The following is a 17625-nucleotide window of genomic DNA, read 5'->3' as shown; positions in this document are numbered from 1 at the left end:
GACAGACTATGTCTGCATGGAAAAAACACGAAGTCTTTGAAAAGAACTCCTTCGTTCTCTTGATCGGCATTCTGGTCATGGTCGCCATCGGCGGCCTGGTCGAGATCGCTCCGCTCTTCTATCTGAAGAGCACGATCGAAAAGACCGAAGGCGTGCGGCCCTATACGCCGCTCGAACTGGCCGGACGCAATATCTACATCCGCGAAGGCTGCTATCTGTGCCACTCGCAGATGGTGCGTCCGATGCGCGATGAAATGGAACGCTACGGTCATTTCTCGCTGGCTGCGGAATCGATGTACGACCATCCGTTCCAGTGGGGTTCCAAGCGTACTGGTCCGGATCTGGCCCGCGTCGGAGGCAAATACTCCGACGACTGGCATGTGGAGCACCTGAAGGACCCGCGCGCGCTGGTTCCAGCGTCCATCATGCCTGGCTATCCGTTCCTGGCTGAAAACCGCCTCAACACCCGGGACATCGGGTCCCACCTGACGGTCAACACCGTGATCGGCGTGCCTTATACCGAAGAGCAGATCGCAAATGCTGCGTCTGACATCCTCGGTCAGGCGAGACCGGACACGGAAGCGGCCGATGGCTTCGAGGAACGCTGGCCGAATGCCACGATCCGCGATTTCGACGGCAACCCGAGGGAAGTTACCGAGATGGACGCGCTTGTCGCCTATCTCCAGGTTCTGGGTACCATGGTCGATTTCTCGATCTATGACGACAAGGCAAACGCGAGGTAAGGGCGATGAACGAGACATACTCAGCATTCGCAGGCTTCGCACAAACCTGGGGCCTACTCTACTTCATGATCCTGTTTGGCGTTGTTCTGGCCTACGCATTGTGGCCGAAGAACCGGAAAAAGTTCGACGACGCTGCTCAAATCCCGTTTCGGGAGGACTGATCCATGGCAGACACACATAACAAGGAAGTCGACCAGATCTCCGGGGTCGAAACCACCGGCCACGAATGGGACGGTCTGAAAGAACTGAACAATCCTCTGCCGAAATGGTGGCTGTATCTGTTCTACGCCTGCATTGTCTGGGCGGTGATCTACTGGGTTCTCTACCCGTCCTGGCCGCTGGTCTCCAGCTACACCACCGGTGTACTGGGTGCCAACCAGCGGACCGAGGCGATCGCAGCCTATGACAAGGGCATCTCCGACCGGTCGGTCTTTGCCGACAAGATCGTGGCAGCCTCGCTTGAGGACATCTCCACTGATCAGGAGTTGCTGCAATTTGCCCGGGCCAACGGCCAGGCAGCTTTCGGTGACAACTGTGCACCGTGTCACGGGTCCGGCGGCACGGGTGCGGAAGGTTATCCGAGCCTGCAGGACGACACCTGGATCTGGGGTGGCACGCTGGATGACATCCACACCACGCTGGAATTCGGTATCAGGTCCGGTCATGACGAAGCACGCATCGGCGAAATGCCCGCTTTCGGCCGCGATGAGCTGTTGAGCCGCGAGGAGATCAATCAGGTTGCCAACTTCGTCGCATCCCGCGCGGGACTTGAGACCGACGAAGGCGTCGATCTGGCAGCGGGGCAGACCATCTATGACGACAACTGTGCAGCCTGCCACGGTGAAGATCTGAAGGGCATTCAGGATGTCGGTGCGCCGAGCCTGCTGTCCGCCAGCTACCTCTATGGCAAGTCGCTGGACGCCATCAAGGCGCAGATCAGCAATCCGCGCAACGGCGTGATGCCGGCCTGGGTCGATCGTCTCGATCCGGCGACCATCAAGTCGCTGACGGTCTATGTCCACTCCTTCGGGGGCGGGCAGTAGATCCTGCGGATCTGGTGCGACAAATGCGCCAGATAGCCTGAACGATTTGATCCGGCGCAAAGTGTGACGCTTTGCGCCGGTTTATTTTGAGCACTCGCTGCTAATGGTGGGTGGCGAATGATTTTCCAAAGATCCTATTGGGGCAGGATCGCGTTGAAGAGGACGGACGGTATGTCTACGGACACCGAGACGCATGAGGGCGCGCAATCCGACGAATGGTTTGCATCAGCCAAAAAGATCTATCCCATGGCGACGCACGGCCTGTTCCGCAGGATCAAGTGGGCGCTGCTGTTCATCACGCTAGGCATCTATTATTTCCTGCCTTTCATCCGGTATGACCGTGGTCCGGATGCTCCAAGCCAGGCTGTTCTTGTCGATATGGAAGGCAGCAGGGCCTATTTCTTTTTCATCGAGATCTGGCCGCAGGAAGTTTACTACCTCACCGGTCTCCTGATTCTTGCAGCACTGACACTGTTCCTGATGAACGCGGTCGCAGGACGCGTCTGGTGCGGCTACCTGTGCCCTCAGACGGTCTGGACGGACCTGTTCCTCTGGGTCGAGCGCAAGGTGGAAGGCGACCGGCGCGAACGCATCGTACTGGACAAGGACCCCTGGACCTTCGACAAGGTTCGCAAGCGCGTGACCAAGCACTTTCTGTGGCTGATGATCGCGTGGTGGACGGGCGGTGCGTGGGTGCTTTACTTCAACGATGCACCGACCCTGGTATGGGAACTCCTGACCTTCCAGGCGCCGATGATTGCCTATGTCTGGATCGCCATCCTGACCACGACGACCTATCTCCTCGCAGGCTTCATGCGGGAGCAGGTGTGCATCTACATGTGCCCGTGGCCCCGCATCCAGGCGGCGATGACCGACGAGAAGGCCCTCAACGTCACCTATCGCTGGGACAGGGGCGAGCCGCGTGGTTCTCTGAAGCAAAACAAGAAACTTGCCGACCAGGGCATGCCCGCCGGCGATTGCGTGGACTGCTACCAGTGCTTCCAGGTCTGCCCGACCGGTGTCGACATCCGCAAGGGCATGCAGCTCGACTGTATCCAGTGCGGCCTGTGCATCGATGCCTGCGACAACGTCATGGAAAAGATCGGCAAGCCGAAGGGACTGATTGGCTACGATACGGACGAAAACATCCAGCGCCGCCTGGAGGGCAAGGAGTCGGTCTACGAGATCGTCCGCGTCCGAACGGTCATTTATGTCGGCATCATCGCCGTGGTCTGCGGTATCATGCTGTTCGCACTGCTCAATCGTGATTTCGCCGATATCAGCGTTCTGCATGACAGGAACCCGGTGTTCGTCGAGCAGTCGGACGGGTCCGTGCGCAACGGCTATACCGTGCGTCTGTCGAACAAACGCCGCCACGAGCGCCATTTCATGCTGCATGTGGAAGGCATGCCGGCCAACACGATGGTGGAAGCTGTCGGTACGGAGGACACTTTCGCCGGCCGTCCGATCATCTCCGTCGGTCCTGACACGACCCGGGAAGTCCGTATTCTCGTGACATCGCCGCCCTGGGCAAAGATGCCACATTCGACGCCGGTTACCTTCCGGATCACCGAAAGCGTCATGGGCGAAGTGGTCACAGCCAAAGATACGTTCAAGGCACCGGAAAAACCTTGAGGAGCAAAGAATGACGATGGTTCAATCGAACATGAAAGATCCCAAGGCGATCACCGGAAAGACGGTCCTGGTCTGGCTTCTTGCCTTCTTTGGGGTGATCTTTACCGCCAACGCCGTGTTCATCTATCTCGCGCTCGGGTCTTTCCCGGGCGTAGTGGTGGAAAGTTCCTATGAAGCCGGACAGGCCTACAACGAGGAAATCGCGGCCGCCAAGGCTCAGGCAGACCTGAACTGGCAGGTCTCGACCGAATTTACCCGCACCAGCGGTGCGGACGGCAAGCTGGTCGTCACGGCCAACGACGCGCAGGGAACGCCGCTTTACGGGGTGGTCCTTCATGCCCTTTTGCGTAATCCGGTTCATGACGACGCCGACGTGAAGGTCGATTTCACGGCTGACGGCGGTGGGCGCTATGTCGGAGCAGTCGAGAACCTTGCCGACGGCAACTGGACACTCATCCTGGAAATCGAACAGGATGGCGAACGGAAATTCCGGTCCGAGAACCGGATCTTCGTCAAGAACTGAGGCACGTACCGTGACGGTCCATCAGCGTGATTGGCAGGCATTCGTGACGCCGGGCGAAGACGGTGCGGTCCACATGGACCTTGCCGTCGACGGCATCACCTGCGCTGCCTGCATGGGAGACATTGAGCGAGGTCTGAAACGGCTTCCGGGTATCCGGACGGCACGCGTCAACCTGACCAGCCAGCGGCTCGCCGTCGACTGGTCGGAAGACCAGACCGGGGCTGACGAGATCGTCGCCGAGCTGGAGCGTCTCGGATACAAGGCCCACCCGTTTGATCCGGCAAGCCAGAAGGAGCGTCAGGACAAGACCGGCAAACAATTGCTGCGCTGCCTGGCGGTTTCCGGCTTTGCCGGCATGAATATCATGCTGTTGTCCGTTTCCGTGTGGTCGGGCAATGCCACGGACATCACCCCGGAAACCCGGGATTTCTTCCACTGGCTGTCTGCGCTGATTGCCTTGCCGACGGTTGCCTACTCCGGGCGGCCGTTCTTTCGCAGCGCCTTCAACGCCCTGGCTGCCGGCCGGTTGAACATGGATGTGCCGATCGTGATCGGCGTGACACTGGCGGTCGCCCTGTCGGTCGTCCAGACCATCCAGCACCAGCATCATGCCTATTTCGAATCCGCCGTCATGCTGTTGTTCTTCCTGCTTGTCGGACGGTATCTCGACCACAACATGCGAGGGCGGACGCGATCCTTTGCAGAGAACATCGCCGCTCTGAAGGCCGAAGTTGCCGCGCTGATTCATCCCGACGGCGCAGTCCGCGAAGTTCCGCTTTCAAAAATCGCCGCAGGCGACCTGGTTCTGGTATCGGGCGGCGAGCGGGTGCCGGTGGATGGTGTGGTTGAAACCGGTGTTTCCGAGATCGACCAGAGCCTTGTGACCGGTGAAAGCGTGCTGGTGCCGGTTGCGGCCGGTCAGCGAGTCTATGCCGGTACCTTAAACGGAGCAGGGGTGTTGCAGGTCCGGGTTCAGGCTGCTTCCGGCGCGACGTTGCTGGATGAGGTCAACCGCCTGCTCGAAGCGGCATCCCAGGCCAAATCCAAATACGTGCGCATTGCAGACCGAGCCGCCCGCCTATATGCGCCTCTGGTGCATGGCGCGGCTGCGCTGACATTTCTTGGCTGGTTGCTGGTCGGGCTCGACTGGCAGCCTGCCCTGATCATCGCCATTTCCGTCTTGATCATCACCTGTCCCTGCGCGCTCGGTTTGGCGGTTCCCGCCGTGCAGGTGGTGGCATCCGGGCAGCTCTTCCGGTGTGGAATCCTGCTCAATTCGGGCGACGCCATCGAACGGTTGTCGGATATCGACACCATCCTGTTCGACAAGACCGGAACGCTGACGCTTACCGAGCCGGATCTGTGCGGCTCCATCAATCCAGATGACGAAACGCTTGCGCTGGCCGGACGCCTTGCCCTGGCAAGTCGGCATCCCTTGTCGGCCGCCCTGGTCAAGGCAACAGGAGCGTTGCAGCCTCTGCCGAACGTCAGCGAGACATCCGGGGCGGGTCTTGAAACCCTGGTTGCCGGACAGCGTCTGCGGCTTGGCAGCCCGCTGTTCTGCGAAGCATCCGACGAACAGGTCGAGGCAGCACTGCAGTCGAACCCGGGTGCCTCTCTGCTTGCTATCCGCTTTGGCGCGGATCCTGCCCGCCTGTTGGCCTTCCGGCAACGGTTGCGGCCGGATGCCAGGGCGGTGGTCGATCAGTTGAAGTCAGCCGGCTACGCGCTTGAAATTCTCTCCGGGGATACGAAACCTGCTGTGGCCGATTGCGCGGCTGTGCTGGGTGTATCGGACTGGCGGTCGGGCATGAAGCCCGCCCAGAAAATTGCGCGTCTCGAAGAACTCCAGGCCAGTGGCCGCAAGGTCCTGATGGTTGGCGATGGCCTGAATGATGCTCCGGCGCTGGCCGGGGCGCATGTCTCGCTGTCGCCTGTCTCGGCCGTGCATCTCAGTCAGGCCGCTGCAGACGCCGTTTTTCTCGGTGACAAATTGCAGCCGGTGGCCGATGCGCTCAGGCTGTCGAAACGGGCAAGGGCGGCAATTGAGCAGAACCTCTGGATTTCGGTCGTCTACAACATCATTGCCGTGCCCATTGCCGTGGCCGGTTTCGTCACACCTTTGATGGCGGCAGCAGCGATGTCCGCTTCCTCGCTGGCAGTTACCGCAAACGCGCTCAAGCTGCGCTGGGGAGAGGGCGGCAGGAACGCGGGAGCGAACGCACCCACAGTGCGACAGCAACAGGCCGCTGAATGAGATCAACATGGACGTTCTGATCTATCTGATACCGATTGCACTGCTCCTGGGAGCGCTAGGGCTTGGGGCTTTCCTCTGGTCCTTGAAAAGCGGCCAGTATGACGATCTCGAAGGTGCCAAATGGCGCATCCTTGACGACGACGATCTGCCAGACAAGTAATTGCAGGCAATCTTGACTTTGTGTTCCCGTGCGCCTAGCCCCATGCATTCCTTTAGGTAACTGGAGCTATGCATGGATTCGTTTCCGGACGCGCACAAACCGGGCTACGCCGTTTATTCCAGAACGTCGCTGGCTATCTACGATGCCCTGGTGCTGGGTTTGTCGAACCGCTGGATCTGGCGTTGCCCGAGCTCTCATCTGGTCGCGCTCTATGACCAGCATGTTTCCGCCAATCACCTGGATATCGGCGTGGGCACCGGTTACTTCCTGGACAAGACCAGGTTTCCCGTTGCAGATCCAAGGGTGACGTTGCTCGATCCCAACCGGGAGTGCCTCGACAAGGCTGCTGCCAGAATTGCCCGCTTGAAGCCCGTCACCGTTCAGGCAGATGCACTCGTGCCGTGGCCAAAAGATATCGGCAGTTTCAAGACCATCGGCCTCAACTACGTGCTTCATTGCCTTCCGGGAACCATGACTGAAAAGGCAGTGATTTTCGATCATGCGGTACCGCATCTTGAAGAAGGGGCAACGGTCTTTGGGTCCACCATCCTGCAAGGCGATGCGCCGCGGTCCGGTGCCGCCCGCAAGCTGATGCAGATCTATAACCGCAAGGGTGTCTTTTCGAACGAAGCCGACACGCAGGACACTTTGCGAGCGGAACTTGAAAAACGCTTTGCCGAGGTGACGATTGAAAGGATCGGGTGCGTGGCACTCTTCAGTGCCCGGAAGCCGCGCCTTGCCTGAGCCCTGCCACGGCAAGGCGCAACGGGCAGCTTAGGAGAGGACGTTGGACAGGGCCATTCCTGTGGCAAGCAGGACGAGCCCTATGCCGGCAAGCAGAAGGAGATTGTCTCTCAGTCTTGCATTTGTGCCGAGGTCGGACGGTTCATGCTCCATAGGGAGCGGATCGTCTTCCCCGAACGTTTCAGGATCCCGGGACATGGTTCTTACAATCGTTTGCAAAAGGCTGCTCGTTCAGTTCGATTTCTTGCCTGCAAGATGGGGGCGTACAATTGAAAGTCCCGTTAATATCGAACCGGGCAAAAGATTAATTGAGCGCAATATTACCAATAGGTGAAATCCTTCAGTGTATTGCGAGTAATTTCTCAGCCTTTCCGAAACTATTCAAAGTCGATGCCGCGTTGGCGGATGATTGTGGGCCCCTCGCGGCGGGAGACTAACTCATTGTTCAGACTTTCATGGCAAAGGTTAAGTCAAACAAGGAGGACTAGGTGAGCCTGGATCTTGCCTCTCTGACATTCTTGCTGGTCGAAGACAGTGCTTACATGCGGACCATCCTGCGCACCATGCTGCAGGGGTTCGGTGCGCGGCGCATTGTCGAGGCCGAAGACGGCGCGTCCGGCCTTGAAGCCATGGACCGGGCGAACCCTGACATCCTTATTCTGGATTGGGTCATGCCGATCCTGGACGGGGCGGACATGGTTCGCATGATCCGCAGTCCGAACAATCCCTTCGCCTATATCCCGATTATCATGGTGACCGCTCACACCGAGCGTAGCCGGATCGTGGAAGCGCGCCGGCTCGGCGTTCACGAGCTTCTGTCCAAGCCGATCTCGGCAAAGGCACTGTATCAGCGCGTATCCAGCGTGATCCTGCACCCGCGCGATTTCATCAAGACGGCCACCTATTTCGGCCCTGCACCGCGCGAAATCCGGAACCGCCAGAAGATCTGGCAAGGTGGCCCCGGCCAGCCGCAACAGCAGGGCGGCGAAGGCGACGGTAATCTCACCGCGATCGGTTAAGCGTAAAATTCAGCTGAAAGTGATGTGGACGCGTCAGGCGGCCGACTGTGCTGCCGTGCGGTTCTCCGCTGCCGCATAAGACGATGCCCCTTGAGCATTGGCACTTTCTGCCGCTTCGGCAAACTGCGCCAGAACGTCAAGATCAACCGTGTAGTGGTCAAGCAGGAACTGGGAAAGAACATCGATAGGGAGATGATGGTAGCCTTCGATGGCGGCCATCAAAGCTTCAAGTGTGTCCAACCGTTCGCGGAGTTTAATCATGGTTACCCGATGAGCCGATTTTTTCTCACACTGGAGTTTTATAGTTAATAATGCGTAAAACCGAGCGTAGCAAGGATGCGCGACCGCGGTATCACCTCCGAAAACAATCGTCCACAAACTTTTGCCGGAAATCTTCGAATTTCTTGGTAAAAATCGCCGGTGCGGGGCAAGTTGTCGCTGAAGGTCTAGGGAAAATTCAATGGCAAAAATCATCTATGTTCTGAACGGTCCGAATCTCAATCTGCTCGGCAAGCGGGAACCGGAGATCTACGGGCCCCAGACCCTGGATGACGTCCGTGCGATGTGTGAGGCAGCCGCTGCGCCCAGGGGGCTGGAGATCGCATTCCATCAGAGCAATGCCGAACACGTGCTTATCGACTGGATCCATGAGGCAAGGGAAGCGGCGGCGGGTATCATCATCAATCCGGCGGCCTATACGCACACATCGATCGCAATTCTGGACGCATTGAATACCTGCACCTGCCCGGTGATCGAGGTTCATGTCTCCAACATACACAAACGGGAAAGCTTTCGGCACCATTCCTACGTTTCAGCCCGGGCGGATGCGGTGATTGCCGGCTGCGGTGTGGAGGGTTATCTGCTGGCTCTGCAGCGCATGGCGACTTTGTGCGCAGACGCATGATCCTGCGTCTCTGCCAGTGACACTGTTTGAGGATTTTTTGGCGGTTCAGTAACCGTTGCCGTTGAAGAATTCCCTGGCGACCGTCGTCGCGAGGATTTTGACATCGAGGATAACCGACTGACGCTCGATGTAGGCAAGATCATAGACCAGCCGCATGCGGGCCGCATGAGCGTTTTTGGTTTCCCCGCGAAAGCCGTTGACCTGTGCCAGGCCTGTGATGCCCGGAAGCACCTTGTGGCGGTCCATATACCTGGGGTGGAAGTCTTCATAAGGCATTCCGGCGGCCAGCATGCCGGGCACATGCGGCCGGGGACCTACCAGGGACATCTCTCCTCGCATCACGTTGATGAGCTGCGGCAGTTCATCGAAATTGCTCTTGCGCAGGAAGGCGCCGATCAATGTGACGCGCGGATCGTTGGCAACGGTTTGCGAAATCCCGGTGCTGTCGCACTGGTTGGCATACATCGTCCGGAACTTGAGAACGGCAAACTTCCTGCCATTCAAACCGTAGCGCCACTGACGGAAAAACACCGGTCCGCGGCTTGTCAGTTTTATTGCAACCGCGATTGCAACAAATAAGGGAAAAAGCAGTAGAAGGCCGGCACTTGCACCGGTCAGGTCAATACATTTCTTCAGTCCGGATTGAATCGCTCCGCGTGCCGGACGGAGGTCGCGGGAGGCACGGTTTGTCGCATCGAGCAGGTCGGGGTGCGGATAGCCCCACGTCGCGAAGCCGGCAATATTCATCGCTTCGCGGCCGTGATCATCTGCTTCGTAAGATACTGTTTCGTCTGCCAAGATATGCCAGCCTCAACCCGATTTACGAGACCACTTGATGTGCGCCAGCATCCTGTCTGGAGGCAGTCGCAATCACGATCGTATCGTTAATATTTGGATAACAAGATCGGGAAAATTGTTATCCATTAAGGGTTTGGTTACCATAGTGACGCGACGGGAGCAATGTTCCGACGTCAAAAGTGATGTGAAATTTAATTAATTTTTAAAATATTGAACGCCGGGCTAGGGTTAGCCCGACGTTCGCATAGGGTATTAAATTCTGGAGTGGGAACCGGCCGCTTAGTAGCTGCGGCCGACGCTGGTGTACTCGAAGCCGCGGGCTTCCATGTAGTCCGGCTTGTAGATATTTCGCAGGTCGACCACCTTGGGCGCCGAGACCAGGGTTTTGACGCGGTCGAGGTCAAGCGCACGGAACTGATCCCACTCCGTAACGATTACAACCACATCTGCATTCTCGATGGCATGATAGGGTCCATCGCAGAACATCACGCCCGACATGACCTTCTCGGCTTCTTCCATGCTGGCCGGGTCGTAGGCGCGGATCTTGGCACCAGCAGCCTGCAGTTTTTCCACGATGTCGATGCTCGGTGCTTCGCGCATGTCGTCCGTATTGGGCTTGAATGCGAGGCCAAGCAGCGCGACCGTCTTGCCACTTACGTCGCCGCCCATGAATTCGATCACCTTGTCGGCCATCTTTTTCTTGCGGGCCGCGTTTACCTCGATGACGGAATCGACGATCTTCAGATCGGACTGTGCGTCCGCGGCGATCCGCGAGAGGGCAAGAGTGTCCTTCGGAAAGCAGGAGCCGCCGTAGCCTGGGCCGGCATGCAGGAACTTGCCGCCGATGCGGTTGTCGAGGCCGATACCGCGCGAGACTTCCTGGACGTTTGCCCCGACTTTCTCACACAGGTCTGCAATTTCGTTGATGAAGGTGATCTTGACCGCGAGAAACGCATTGGCCGCGTATTTGGTGAGTTCCGATGTGCGGCGGCGGGTCACGATGATCGGGGTTTCATTGAGATACAGCGGGCGGTAAAGCTCACGCATCACTTCGACTGCGCGCTCGTCATCGGTCCCGACCACCACCCGGTCGGGGCGTTTGAAGTCGCTGATGGCGGCGCCTTCGCGCAGGAATTCCGGATTTGAAACGACGGCGAATTCTGCGTCAGGGTTGGTCTTGCGGATGATCGCTTCCACTTCGTCTCCCGTGCCGACCGGAACGGTCGATTTGGTGACGATCACGGTGAAGCCCTCGATCAGTCGCGCGATTTCCTCTGCCGCTGCATAGACGTAGGACAGATCGGCATGGCCATCACCTCGGCGTGTCGGCGTGCCGACGGCAATGAAAACGGCATCCGCTTTGCGGATCGCTTCTTCAGGAGCAGTGGTAAAGAAAAGGCGTTCTTCGGCAACGTTCTTTGCAACGAGTTCCTGCAGGCCAGGTTCATAGATCGGGATCTGTCCGTTGTTCAGGGCGTCGATCTTGCTTGCATCCTTGTCGATGCAGGTGACGACATGTCCGAAATCGGCAAAACAGGTTCCGGACACCAGACCGACATAGCCGGTCCCAATCATTGCAACACGCATTTTAAATTTTCCTGCTTCTGGGTGGTCTTCAGGCGTTAGTCAATCACCATAAGCCCGCTAGGTGCTGCCCGAATTACATGGACCGACAGCAAAAGACCAGTTCGTTGAAATCGTATTGTTTGAAATTTTGAAATTCTGCTCCGTACACTACTCTGAACAGGGACAGGATGAGGCGTCTGCAATTGCCTGAACGCGTCCCGGTCCTGAAGACTAACGGAACGACACAAAAAACGGGAGCATTTTTCTGTCTAAAGAGGGGATGTGTTCCTCCGGAAGGAAGGCCCCTGTGCGAAGAAGGGCCTTCTCATTTCGGAGCAACTGGATTGTCCTACGTCGGTGCGATGCCGCACCAGGCAGCGGTAAACAGGGCGATCGTCTTCGTCACTCTTTTCAGCGACGGCAGGTTCACGCATTCGTCTATGCCGTGAATGTTCTTTGTCAGCGGGCCATAGGTGAGGGCGGGAATGCCGCAATGGTTCACGTAAAGAGCCGCATCCAGATAGCAGGCCATGATCGACCGCTTGAGCGCAGTTCCGGACGTGATGTTGTGTGCGGCGGCGAGCGCATTTTCCGCATCGCCGCCTTCGGGAAGAAGATACCCTGCCTGACATGTCCCGATCCATTCGAGCTTTGGATTGGCTTTCTCAAGCCGGGGATCCTTCGTACCAAGCGTTTTCAGCATCTGTTCCAGGCTGGCCATCCGGTCTTGCGGGGCGTCACCCGGATAAAACCCGATCCGGCCTTCGAAACGGCATTCGAACGGGATGGACGCCGGCCATTCGCCGCCGTTGATGGTGCCGATGTTGAGGCTTGCAGGATTGCGCAGCTCGTCGAAGCCGGGATGGCTGGTCTTTTCCTCATTCCAGCGAGCTTCCAGCGCCTTCAACTCGTTGATGACGAGGAACGCCGCCTCGATTGCGCTGAGGCCTGACTCCGGCTCGCGTGGGTGAGCCGGCACACCCTGGACGGAGATCCGGAACTTGATGACACCGGAATTTGCATAGGTGACCTCTTCGTCTGTCGGCTCGGGAATGAGAACCGCGTCCGCTGTCGCACCATTCATGATCGCAGTTGCGGTGCCATTGCCCGTCACCTCTTCGTCGATGACAGACTGGAACTCGAGCGGTCCTTTCAAGCTGAACCCGGCAGCCTCGATGGCATCGACTGCAAAGAGATTGGCTGCGAGGCCTGCCTTCATGTCCCCCGCGCCCCGTCCGAAAAGCCAATCGCCCTCGCGCACGGCTGCAAACGGCGGATGGGTCCAGTTTGCCGGATTGGCAGTGGGCACGACATCGACGTGGGCATTCAGGATCAACGAACGCCCGCCATGGGCAGACTTCTTGCGACCACTGACGTTGAACGTGTCGGTGTAGTCGATAGTGGCCGGAGAATAGGCCGGATGGGACTGCAGTTGCGCCACATCGAGCCCATAGGTCTCGACGTCATAGGCACGGTCACGGAGAGCGTCTGCAATGATCTTCTGGACACCGGCCTCCTCACCGCGAAGGGATCTTGCCCGCACGATCTCCTGCAGGAAGGCGATCTCGTCCTCGAATGCGGCATCAACGGCAGCGGTGATGGCGGAAATGGCTTCGTTGGAAAGTGGTTCTGACATGACGATCCGGCTGGAAAGGATGATGAGGTGGGCGATTTGCCCGCACCCTATCAACTGCGCGGTCTGCGTCAAATGCGGGTAGCAGCACGCCTAACCCCATCATCCCTCTCAGTATGGCTGAAGCAGCGCCCCAGGATGATGAGGAAAAGTGAGATTTGGCAGACGTGACCCTGGTCTAGACAGTCAGATACCGACGGACTTCCGTTTCAGAAAGGTCAGCACCCGTGCCCGAGAGCACCACTTCGCCGCGGTCCATGACGGCATAATCGTCGGCCAGATCACGGGCGAACTCGAAATATTGTTCCACCAGTACGATGGCCATCGTGCCCTGGTCGCGCAGCCACGAGATTGCCCGACCTATGTCCTTGATGATCGAAGGCTGGATGCCTTCCGTCGGTTCATCAAGCACCAGAAGTTTCGGACGGGTGACCAGAGCTCGTGCAATCGCGAGCTGCTGCTGCTGTCCGCCGGACAGATCACCGCCACGGCGTGACAGCATGTCCTTGAGCACCGGGAAAAGTTCGAAGATCGTATCGGGAATGAACCGTTCCTTGCGCGGGATCGGGGCATAGCCGGTCTCAAGATTTTCCTTTACCGATAGAAGAGGGAAGATCTCGCGTCCCTGCGGCACGATCGCGATGCCTTTCTTGGCGCGGGCATGGGCTGCCAGCGAGGAGATGTCCTCGCCGTCCCACAGGATCTTGCCGGCGCTGATGCCGTGCTGACCGGCAACCGCACGCAAGGTGGATGTCTTGCCGACACCATTGCGTCCCATCAGACAGGTTACCTTGCCGGTCTCGGCCTTCAGCGAAACCTTCTTCAGCGCCTGGGCGGCGCCATAATGAAGATCGATGTTTTCAACTTGCAGCATGAGCTGACTTCCCTTGGCTGATCGCGATGCGCCTTGTGGCCGTTGGTTCGTTCGTTGTCGGTACCGCCGTATCACTTCCGCGAGCGACGAGACGCGAACGACAAAGCCTACTCCTCATCGTCCGAGATAAACTTCCACGACACGTTCGTCGGCTGAGACATGGTCGAGTGAGCCTTCAGCCAGGACCGAGCCTTCGTGGAGAACAGTGACTTTGACACCCAGGGAGCGCACAAACACCATGTCGTGCTCGACCACGACGACCGAGTGATCATTGGCGATATCCTTCAGAAGTTCAGCGGTTTCAGCGGTTTCGGCATCCGTCATGCCGGCAGCAGGCTCGTCCACGAGAAGCAGCTTCGGATCCTGGGCCAGCAGCATGCCGATCTCCAGCCACTGCTTCTGACCGTGGCTGAGGTTGGCTGCGAGCTCGCTTCTCTTCGAACCAAGCCGGATCAGATCAAGCAGATATTCAACCCGCTTCTTCTCACCACCCGAAATGACATGAAACAGGGTGGCGAATGGGCCACGCGGTGCCTTGAGCGCCAGTTCCAGGTTGTCCCAGACGGTATGGCTCTCAAAAACGGTCGGTTTTTGAAACTTGCGGCCGATCCCGAGCTCGGCGATTGAAGCTTCGTCCTCGCCGGTAAGGTCCACGGTGCCGTTGAAAAAGACCTCGCCACTGTCCGGCCGGGTCTTGCCGGTAATGACGTCCATCATCGTGGTCTTGCCCGCACCGTTGGGACCGATGATCGCCCGCATTTCGCCCGGGGCAATCGTCAGCGACAATTCGTTCAGTGCCTTGAAGCCGTCGAAGGAAACCGACACGCCGTCGAGATAAAGAAGACTGGAAGATCGTGCCATGGCTTTACTCCGCGGGCTGGGGTTCGGCATCCGCCGGAACGGTCGAGGCAGATTTTTTCGGGCTGACGTTGGCCGGGGAGGCGGGCGACTGCGGCGCCTGGCTCGGAGGTTGGTCCGACCCGGCCTCGAAGTCTTTGGAGACTTTCCGTTGCCGCAAGGCTGTCCAACCCTGGGAAAGGGTGCCGACGATGCCCTTCGGCAGGAACAGGGTCACGACCACGAAGAGGCCACCGAGCGCAAAGAGCCAGATGTCAGGCAGCGCGGCGGTGAACCAGGTCTTGGCGAAGTTGACCAGAACGGCGCCGAGGACGGCCCCGACCAGCGTTCCGCGCCCGCCGACGGCAACCCAGATCACCACCTCGATGGAGTTGGCGGGTGCAAATTCACCCGGGTTGATGATGCCGACCTGCGGCACGTAAAGGGCTCCGGCGATACCGGCCATCATGGCCGACAGGGTCCAGACGAACAGCTTGTAGTGTTCCACACGATAGCCCAGGAAGCGTGTCCGGCTCTCTGCGTCGCGCACGGCCACCAGCACCTTGCCGAGTTTCGATCGGGTGATTGCCCGGCAGATGAGGAAGCACAGGACCAGCGCCAGGCCTGAGGCTGCAAACAGGCCCGCGCGGGTCGTGTCGGCTTGAATATCAAAGCCGAGAATGTCCTTGAAGTCGGTCAGGCCGTTGTTGCCGCCGAAACCCATGTCGTTGCGGAAGAAGGCAAGCAGCAGCGCATAGGTGAGGGCCTGCGTGATGATCGACAGGTAAACGCCGGTGACGCGTGAGCGGAAGGCGAACCAGCCGAAGACGAAGGCCAGCACGCCCGGCACCAGCAGCACCATGAGCGCCGCAAACCAGAACATGTCGAAGCCGTACCAGTACCAGGGCAGTTCTCCCCAGTTCAGGAACACCATGAAATCCGGCAGGATCGGGTCGCCATAAACGCCGCGGGTTCCGATCTGGCGCATCAGGTACATGCCCATGGCATAGCCGCCGAGCGCGAAGAAGGCCGCGTGACCGAGCGAGAGAATGCCGCAATAGCCCCAGACCAGATCTACCGCCAACGCCAACAACGCGTAGGTCAGGTATTTACCCATCAGCGTGACCGCGTAGGTCGGCACGTGGAAGGCCGAGCCTTCGGGGACAAGCAGGTTGCCGGCAGGAACCAGGACGATCACGGCCGCCATAATGGCGAGGAAGATCCCTGCTCGGGCATCCATGGCGCGGAAGAGGAAAGAGGTCATCATGCTTCAACTGCCCGGCCCTTGAGGGCGAACAGGCCCCTTGGACGCTTCTGGATAAAGAGAATGATAAAGATGAGCACGAAGATCTTGCCGAGCACGGCGCCGGCATAGGGCTCCAGGAACTTGTTCACGACACCGAGGGTCATGGCGCCTACCAGCGTGCCCCACAGATTGCCGACCCCACCGAAGACCACGACCATGAAACTGTCGATGATGTAGCCCTGGCCAAGGTTCGGTGAAACGTTGTCGATCTGGCTGAGCGCGACGCCCGCGATCCCGGCGATACCAGAGCCGAGCCCGAAGGTGAGCGCGTCGATCCAGGGAGTGCGGATGCCCATCGAGGCGGCCATTCGCCGGTTCTGGGTCACGGCGCGGGTATAGAGCCCGAACGGGGTCTTCTTGAGGACAAGCATCAGTCCGGCGAAGACCAGCATCGCGAAGACGATGATCCACATGCGGTTATAGGTGATCGTCATCTGGCCGATCTCGAAGGCACCGGACATCCAGTCCGGGTTGCCAACCTCACGGTTGGTCGGGCCGAAGATCGAGCGCACCGCCTGCTGCAGCACCAGCGAGATGCCCCAGGTCGCAAGCAGCGTCTCCAGGGGGCGCCCATACAGCCAGCGGATCACGCCACGCTCGATGGCAACGCCCACCAGTCCTGAGGTGAGGAAAGCAAGCGGCAGGGCGATGAACAGGGAATATTCGAAGAGCCCTGGCGCGGAGGAGCGAATGAATTCCTGAACCACGAAGGTGACGTAAGCCCCGATCATCACCATCTCGCCATGCGCCATGTTGATGACGCCCATGACACCGAAGGTGATGGCAAGGCCAATGGCAGCGAGCAGCAGCACGGATCCAAGCGACAGGCCGTACCAGACATTCTGTGCCGCATCCCAGGCGGCGATGGACTTCTCGATCTTGGTGATTTCCGTGGTTGCCGCTTCGCGCAAGGCACCTTCGGAGGAAGATTGCACGGCAATCAGAAGCGACAGCGCATCGCGATTGCCCATGGTGCCGAGCGTCGAGACCGCCTGAAGTTTGGCCGCTTCGTCCATATCGGAGTTCAGAACGGCTGCGGCCCGGGCTTCTTCCATTTTCTTGCGCACGCCGTCGTCCGCTTCTGCGGCGATGGCGGCATCCAGGGCTTCGATACTGTCCGGATCCTTCGCCTTGAACACGGCTTCCGCGGCCGCCATCCGCACCTTCGGATCGGGCGCCATCAGGGTCAGCGACCCGAGCGCGGACCGGATCACCCGGCGGAGTTTGTTGTTGACCTTGATCTTGTCGATTTCGCCCTTGGCCGCTTCGCCGGTCGTTTCCATGGTCAGCGGGTCGATCAGGGCAAGGTTCTTGCCGGCCTTCCTGGTGATGAAGACTTCGCCATCAGCCTTGCGCACGTATAGATCGCCATCGCTCAGGGCCTCGAGGGCAGGGGCCACTTGCGGGTCACCGGTCGCGACAAGGGCACCGATCTGCTTTTCGGTTTCGGAATATTTGCCCTTGGCCAGGTCGTTGATCAGCGGACGGAGTGCCTCTGGATCGCTTTGGGCCAGTGCCGGTGCGGCAAGGAGGCTGGCAGCGAGGCTGAGGAGGAGTAGGAAGGATCTCATCAAGGACATCGT

19 protein-coding genes are annotated in these 17625 nt (G+C 58.9%); 10 read left to right on the top strand and 9 right to left on the bottom strand.

All coding sequences use genetic code 11. The annotated features are described in order from the left end of the window. Positions 1-8: 8 nt before the first annotated feature. The 8 genes from ccoO (at position 9) to FIV03_RS27100 (ending at position 7105) form a co-directional block, all read left to right on the top strand. Positions 9-743 (top strand): cytochrome-c oxidase, cbb3-type subunit II, encoded by a 735-nt coding sequence (gene ccoO, locus FIV03_RS27135; protein ID WP_152511659.1) that lies wholly within the window; start codon positions 9-11, stop codon positions 741-743. Between the two features lie 5 nt (positions 744-748). Continuing rightward, on the top strand, positions 749-904 hold the full coding sequence (locus FIV03_RS27130; protein ID WP_006933670.1) for a cbb3-type cytochrome c oxidase subunit 3: 156 nt from the start codon (positions 749-751) through the stop codon (positions 902-904). A 3-nt stretch (positions 905-907) separates the two neighbouring features. Continuing rightward, positions 908-1786: a cytochrome-c oxidase, cbb3-type subunit III gene (ccoP, locus tag FIV03_RS27125; RefSeq protein WP_152511658.1), complete on the top strand. Its 879-nt coding sequence runs from the start codon at positions 908-910 to the stop codon at positions 1784-1786. 171 nt (positions 1787-1957) lie between these two features. Then, positions 1958-3421 carry a cytochrome c oxidase accessory protein CcoG gene (gene ccoG, locus FIV03_RS27120; RefSeq protein ID WP_173013962.1) on the top strand — a complete coding sequence of 488 codons (1464 nt, stop codon included), beginning with the start codon at positions 1958-1960 and terminating at the stop codon, positions 3419-3421. A 10-nt stretch (positions 3422-3431) separates the two neighbouring features. Next, a complete protein-coding gene (locus FIV03_RS27115; RefSeq protein ID WP_152511657.1) occupies positions 3432-3944 on the top strand; it encodes a FixH family protein in 513 nt (170 codons plus the stop codon). A gap of 10 nt (positions 3945-3954) precedes the next feature. Then, positions 3955-6201, top strand: a complete 2247-nt coding sequence (locus tag FIV03_RS27110; RefSeq protein ID WP_152511656.1) for a heavy metal translocating P-type ATPase — start codon at positions 3955-3957, stop codon at positions 6199-6201. 7 nt (positions 6202-6208) lie between these two features. Then, positions 6209-6361, top strand: coding sequence for a cbb3-type cytochrome oxidase assembly protein CcoS (gene ccoS, locus FIV03_RS27105; protein ID WP_023001738.1), 153 nt, complete (start codon positions 6209-6211; stop codon positions 6359-6361). A gap of 72 nt (positions 6362-6433) precedes the next feature. Next, the gene (locus FIV03_RS27100; RefSeq protein WP_152511655.1) at positions 6434-7105 is read left to right on the top strand and encodes a class I SAM-dependent methyltransferase; all 672 of its coding nucleotides are present in this window, start codon (positions 6434-6436) and stop codon (positions 7103-7105) included. A 30-nt stretch (positions 7106-7135) separates the two neighbouring features. Here FIV03_RS27100 and FIV03_RS31695 read toward each other — a convergent pair whose 3' ends face one another. Further along, entirely contained in the window at positions 7136-7303 is a 168-nt protein-coding gene (locus tag FIV03_RS31695) for a hypothetical protein (protein ID WP_023001736.1), read from the bottom strand. A gap of 344 nt (positions 7304-7647) precedes the next feature. Here FIV03_RS31695 and FIV03_RS27095 point away from each other — a divergent pair, with 344 nt between their 5' ends. Then, a complete protein-coding gene (locus tag FIV03_RS27095) occupies positions 7648-8124 on the top strand; it encodes a response regulator (RefSeq protein ID WP_051990227.1) in 477 nt (158 codons plus the stop codon). A 33-nt stretch (positions 8125-8157) separates the two neighbouring features. Here the strand turns inward: FIV03_RS27095 and FIV03_RS27090 are convergent, their stop codons facing one another. Further along, positions 8158-8598, bottom strand: a complete 441-nt coding sequence (locus FIV03_RS27090) for a hypothetical protein (protein ID WP_152511654.1) — start codon at positions 8596-8598, stop codon at positions 8158-8160. On the opposite strand from FIV03_RS27090, the gene aroQ reads away from it, so the two are divergent. Beyond that, entirely contained in the window at positions 8585-9028 is a 444-nt protein-coding gene (aroQ, locus tag FIV03_RS27085) for a type II 3-dehydroquinate dehydratase (RefSeq protein WP_152511653.1), read from the top strand. The two genes, FIV03_RS27090 and aroQ, sit on opposite strands and share 14 nt — an antisense overlap. Before the next feature lie 45 nt (positions 9029-9073). Here aroQ and FIV03_RS27080 read toward each other — a convergent pair whose 3' ends face one another. The 7 genes from FIV03_RS27080 to urtB all read right to left on the bottom strand — a co-directional run bounded on the left by FIV03_RS27080 (position 9074) and on the right by urtB (position 17622). Continuing rightward, a complete protein-coding gene (locus FIV03_RS27080; protein WP_286202237.1) occupies positions 9074-9826 on the bottom strand; it encodes a sugar transferase in 753 nt (250 codons plus the stop codon). Positions 9827-10105: 279 nt separating this feature from the next. Continuing rightward, positions 10106-11413: a UDP-glucose/GDP-mannose dehydrogenase family protein gene (locus tag FIV03_RS27075; protein ID WP_152511652.1), complete on the bottom strand. Its 1308-nt coding sequence runs from the start codon at positions 11411-11413 to the stop codon at positions 10106-10108. 328 nt (positions 11414-11741) lie between these two features. Then, entirely contained in the window at positions 11742-13028 is a 1287-nt protein-coding gene (locus tag FIV03_RS27070; protein ID WP_152511651.1) for an ArgE/DapE family deacylase, read from the bottom strand. A 175-nt stretch (positions 13029-13203) separates the two neighbouring features. Next, on the bottom strand, positions 13204-13899 hold the full coding sequence (gene urtE / locus FIV03_RS27065) for an urea ABC transporter ATP-binding subunit UrtE (RefSeq protein ID WP_023001729.1): 696 nt from the start codon (positions 13897-13899) through the stop codon (positions 13204-13206). Positions 13900-14013: 114 nt separating this feature from the next. Beyond that, entirely contained in the window at positions 14014-14760 is a 747-nt protein-coding gene (gene urtD / locus FIV03_RS27060; protein WP_023001728.1) for an urea ABC transporter ATP-binding protein UrtD, read from the bottom strand. 4 nt (positions 14761-14764) lie between these two features. Continuing rightward, complete coding sequence (urtC, locus tag FIV03_RS27055) at positions 14765-16003, bottom strand: urea ABC transporter permease subunit UrtC (RefSeq protein ID WP_062489924.1); 1239 nt, start codon at positions 16001-16003, stop codon at positions 14765-14767. After that, positions 16000-17622, bottom strand: a complete 1623-nt coding sequence (urtB, locus tag FIV03_RS27050; protein ID WP_152511650.1) for an urea ABC transporter permease subunit UrtB — start codon at positions 17620-17622, stop codon at positions 16000-16002. The genes urtC and urtB overlap by 4 nt, the downstream gene beginning before the upstream one ends. Between the last annotated feature and the right edge of the window lie 3 nt (positions 17623-17625).

The organism is Labrenzia sp. THAF187b, assembly GCF_009363375.1.
Taxonomy (GTDB): domain Bacteria; phylum Pseudomonadota; class Alphaproteobacteria; order Rhizobiales; family Stappiaceae; genus Roseibium; species Roseibium algicola.
This window is presented reverse-complemented; position numbering and strand designations above follow the sequence as displayed.

What these genes read in the sequence shown, in the direction of transcription:
- urtE (WP_023001729.1), bottom strand. Translation starts at nt 13,899, where the DNA reads ATGCTGCAAGTTGAAAACATCGATCTTCATTATGGCGCCGCCCAGGCG.
- ccoG (WP_173013962.1), top strand. Translation starts at nt 1,958, where the DNA reads ATGTCTACGGACACCGAGACGCATGAGGGCGCGCAATCCGACGAATGG.
- FIV03_RS27070 (WP_152511651.1), bottom strand. Translation starts at nt 13,028, where the DNA reads ATGTCAGAACCACTTTCCAACGAAGCCATTTCCGCCATCACCGCTGCC.
- FIV03_RS27115 (WP_152511657.1), top strand. Translation starts at nt 3,432, where the DNA reads ATGACGATGGTTCAATCGAACATGAAAGATCCCAAGGCGATCACCGGA.
- aroQ (WP_152511653.1), top strand. Translation starts at nt 8,585, where the DNA reads ATGGCAAAAATCATCTATGTTCTGAACGGTCCGAATCTCAATCTGCTC.
- FIV03_RS31695 (WP_023001736.1), bottom strand. Translation starts at nt 7,303, where the DNA reads ATGTCCCGGGATCCTGAAACGTTCGGGGAAGACGATCCGCTCCCTATG.
- FIV03_RS27095 (WP_051990227.1), top strand. Translation starts at nt 7,648, where the DNA reads ATGCGGACCATCCTGCGCACCATGCTGCAGGGGTTCGGTGCGCGGCGC.
- ccoP (WP_152511658.1), top strand. Translation starts at nt 908, where the DNA reads ATGGCAGACACACATAACAAGGAAGTCGACCAGATCTCCGGGGTCGAA.
- FIV03_RS27130 (WP_006933670.1), top strand. Translation starts at nt 749, where the DNA reads ATGAACGAGACATACTCAGCATTCGCAGGCTTCGCACAAACCTGGGGC.
- FIV03_RS27090 (WP_152511654.1), bottom strand. Translation starts at nt 8,598, where the DNA reads ATGATTTTTGCCATTGAATTTTCCCTAGACCTTCAGCGACAACTTGCC.
- urtD (WP_023001728.1), bottom strand. Translation starts at nt 14,760, where the DNA reads ATGGCACGATCTTCCAGTCTTCTTTATCTCGACGGCGTGTCGGTTTCC.
- urtB (WP_152511650.1), bottom strand. Translation starts at nt 17,622, where the DNA reads ATGTCCTTGATGAGATCCTTCCTACTCCTCCTCAGCCTCGCTGCCAGC.
- ccoS (WP_023001738.1), top strand. Translation starts at nt 6,209, where the DNA reads ATGGACGTTCTGATCTATCTGATACCGATTGCACTGCTCCTGGGAGCG.
- ccoO (WP_152511659.1), top strand. Translation starts at nt 9, where the DNA reads ATGTCTGCATGGAAAAAACACGAAGTCTTTGAAAAGAACTCCTTCGTT.
- FIV03_RS27075 (WP_152511652.1), bottom strand. Translation starts at nt 11,413, where the DNA reads ATGCGTGTTGCAATGATTGGGACCGGCTATGTCGGTCTGGTGTCCGGA.
- urtC (WP_062489924.1), bottom strand. Translation starts at nt 16,003, where the DNA reads ATGATGACCTCTTTCCTCTTCCGCGCCATGGATGCCCGAGCAGGGATC.
- FIV03_RS27100 (WP_152511655.1), top strand. Translation starts at nt 6,434, where the DNA reads ATGGATTCGTTTCCGGACGCGCACAAACCGGGCTACGCCGTTTATTCC.